Below are 3,189 nucleotides of genomic sequence, written 5' to 3'. Positions count from 1 at the left end.
GCGCCACTCGGCTTCGCTTTCCCTCGCCGTTGTGTTCACAGCTTATTTCACTTTCTTTTCCCCTGTCAAATCCCCCCGCCGTGGCCTACACCACGAACAAAAGAAATACGACAAAGAACAAACCCACCACAAATAACAGCCGAATTCGCCACCAAAAAAACAGCGCACGAACCAACCACAAGAATTTGAAGGGGATGGTCACCCTCACCGGGGCAACTCAGAAAACACTACACCCCCCACGCCCCCCGAGCAAACCAGCACGAGTGTCGGATGGGCCACGGCGTTGGTCCCGGAGCGCGGAGCAGGCCGGCTACCGCAGTCCGAACGCAGCTTCTGTCGGCCCCCGCGGTGTGGAAGCCCGAGACAGAGTCGGGGACGTGGCAGCCTGGGCCTGAGCCACCAGGTCCCGGCTCGCACGAAGCGCCACCGCAGCCGCCCCTCCTGCTCCGGGTCTCCGGCCCGAGGCTCACGTCACAGCGCGCACAGGTCCGGGCACTCGAACGCTCACTCCGCTGCCGCCACCCCCTCTGCAAGGCTTCCAACCCCGAGGCTCACCTGACAGCGCGCACAGGTCCGGGTTCGCACGAAACTCCGCCACCACCCCCTCTGCATGGGACCCCCACCCCGAGACTCACCTCACAGCGCGCACAGGTCCGGGCTCACACGAAGGGCCGCCGTAGCCGCCCCTTCTGCACAAGGCCCCCAACCCCGAGGCTCACCTGACAGCGCGCACAGGTCCGGGCTCGCACGAACGCTCATCCGCCGCTGCCCCTCATACACGAGACCCCCATCCCGAGGCACACCTCACAACACATACGAATCCAGGCTCGAACTCGAGCCCTCGTTCGGCGCAGGTACCGCCGAATCGCTCGATGGCGGGGAGGGCGACGTGCCGGGGCTTCTGGAAGATCCCGCTGGGATGCCCCGACCGCACTCCCTATCTACGGCGCCAGGCGACCATCAGGGCCCGTCCGTCGAATCCCCTGACCCTGCCCGGCACGTACGAGGCGGGCTGCACCGTGGCTGTCCGCTGTCGATGCTCCCGTGGTGCCCTTCCTGGATCTCGCACCATGTGTGCCGGCCCCGCGGCCGATCCCCCGCGAGCTCGACCAGGAGGCCGTTATGAACGCGGTCCGGCGTACTATCGCTACCGGCGTGCCCCCGTTCCGGGACTCAGAACTCGCCGGGTGCTGTCGCGGTCCTCAGGAGGGGTGAACCAGCCAGATGTTCCGGTCCTTCCTGGCCGGCTTGCTGCCGCTCACCGCGGAGCCCGGACCGGCCCCCTGCGCATGCCGTCCGATCGATGCTCTGTCCCGCCGCCCCACCTGGTTCGAACGTCTCCAGAAGACCCCTGAACCGCCACGAGCGGCGGGACCCGCCCTTGGCCGAACGCAGAAAGCGGCACCCCGGGAGGGCGCCGTCGTCCGGCCGCCGGAGAGCCCGCGAGGACCGTGTCGGTCCGTGGGCCCCGCCCTGACGAATCGGGTTAACGCCACGCAGGCAGAAGCAGCCTCGAAGTACGCATGGCACCGGGCGAAGTCTGGTCCGCATCGACTAGTCGTAGTAGACAAGGTGCATGGGCAGGAAAACGGGAGTGGCACCGCAATTGGCCGAAGCTTTGGGAATCGTCCTGGGCACCGAAGAAATTCCACTGAGGCTCCGGGCATGGGACGGATCAGAAGCAGGGCCCCCTGATGCCCCGGTCATCGAATTCCGTTCCCGACGAGGACTACGGCGAATGCTCTGGTCGCCGAATCAGCTCGGGTTGAGTCGTGCGTACGTGGCCGGTGATATCGATGCGGCCGGCGATCTCTTCGAAAGCTTCGCGGCACTCAGTTCCGTGGGGAAATTCGCGGAGCTCAAGGCTTTTCGTCCTCCGACGATCGGTGAGCGGATAAAACTGGTCCGGACCGCCGTTCGGGTCGGAGCACTGGGATTTCCGCCCAAGCCCCCGCCCGAGGAGATGAACGTTGCCCGCGTGGGGCGGAAACACTCCAAGGAGCGTGATGCTGCGGCGATCTCGCACCATTACGACGTCGGCAACGAGTTCTATGCGCTCGTCCTCGGGCCGTCGATGGTCTACTCCTGTGCTGTCTGGGAGGACCCGGGCACCGGTCTCGATGCGGCTCAGGAGGCGAAGCTCGACCTCGTGTGTCGCAAGCTCGGTCTTCGTCCCGGTATGCGAGTCCTGGATGTGGGCTGCGGGTGGGGCAGTTTCGCGCTGCACGCGGCAGGCAACTACGGGGTCGACGTCGTCGGCGTCACCCTCTCGAAAGAGCAGGCCGAACTCGCGCGACAGCGCGTCTCCGACGCCGGTCTCTCGGAGCATGTCCAGATCAGGGTTCAGGACTACCGCGATGTTCACGACGGCCCCTTCGACGCCATCAGCTCGATCGGCATGGCCGAACACGTCGGCAGGGCCGAGATCCGCAACTATGCGTCCCACCTGAACAGCCTGCTGAGCCCGGGAGGGCGCCTCCTCAACCATGCGATCTCGTGGAACGCGGGCGAGATGCCCCCGGATCCGGACTCCTTCATCCCCCGCTACGTCTTCCCTGACGGCGAGATGCTCAGCCTCAACGTCATGATCGAGGCCCTCGAATCAGCGGGACTGGAAGTGCTCGACGTCGAAGCGCTGCGCCGGCACTACGGACTGACGCTCCGGGCCTGGGTGGACAACCTCGAGAAGAACTGGGACGAGGCGGTCCGTCGTACAAGCGACGGCCGGGCCCGCGTGTGGCGGCTGTACATGGCGTCGAGCGCACTCGGCTTCGAACGGGGCCTCAACGGCGTGAATCAGGTACTGGTGCAGCGCCCCGGAGGCTCCGAGCCGCCCTTGCGGCGACGAGAGTGGATGTAGACGGGCCGAGACCTCGTGCCGATGGCCTGGGCCCTGTTCCAGCGGTACGGGCCGGAGCGGACTGCCGGCCGCATGCTCAGCCCCGGCCCGGCGAGCTGGGGCGGCCGACTGGGGTGGACGCCTCGGTGGGGCCGGCGTCGCGGTCCCCGCACGGGTGTTTGGCCGGTGGTGGGGTGGTGGTTAACGGGAAAGACCCCACCGTGGTGGGGTCTTTCCGTTGAATGGTTGTCCGGCGGTGTCCTACTCTCCCACACTCTCTCGGGTGCAGTACCATCGGCGCTGTGGGTCTTAGCTTCCGGGTTCGGAATGGGACCGGGCGTTTCCCCCAC

1 protein-coding gene and 1 rRNA gene are annotated in these 3,189 nt (G+C 66.5%); one reads left to right on the top strand and one right to left on the bottom strand.

Going from position 1 to position 3,189, the window contains the following annotated elements; genetic code table 11:
• Positions 1 to 1,576: 1,576 nt before the first annotated feature.
• Positions 1,577 to 2,860, top strand: a complete 1,284-nt coding sequence (locus tag ACSGDB_RS04140) for a class I SAM-dependent methyltransferase (RefSeq protein WP_434993091.1) — start codon at positions 1,577 to 1,579, stop codon at positions 2,858 to 2,860.
• Positions 2,861 to 3,087: 227 nt separating this feature from the next.
• Here ACSGDB_RS04140 and rrf read toward each other — a convergent pair.
• Positions 3,088 to 3,189, bottom strand: a 5S ribosomal RNA gene (gene rrf, locus ACSGDB_RS04135); the annotation flags it as partial.

It is taken from the genome of Arthrobacter sp. Ld5, from assembly GCF_051172775.1.
In the GTDB taxonomy this organism is placed as follows: domain Bacteria; phylum Actinomycetota; class Actinomycetes; order Actinomycetales; family Micrococcaceae; genus Arthrobacter_D.
The sequence above is the reverse complement of the archived record's forward strand: the minus strand, read 5'-3'. Positions and strand labels throughout refer to the sequence as shown.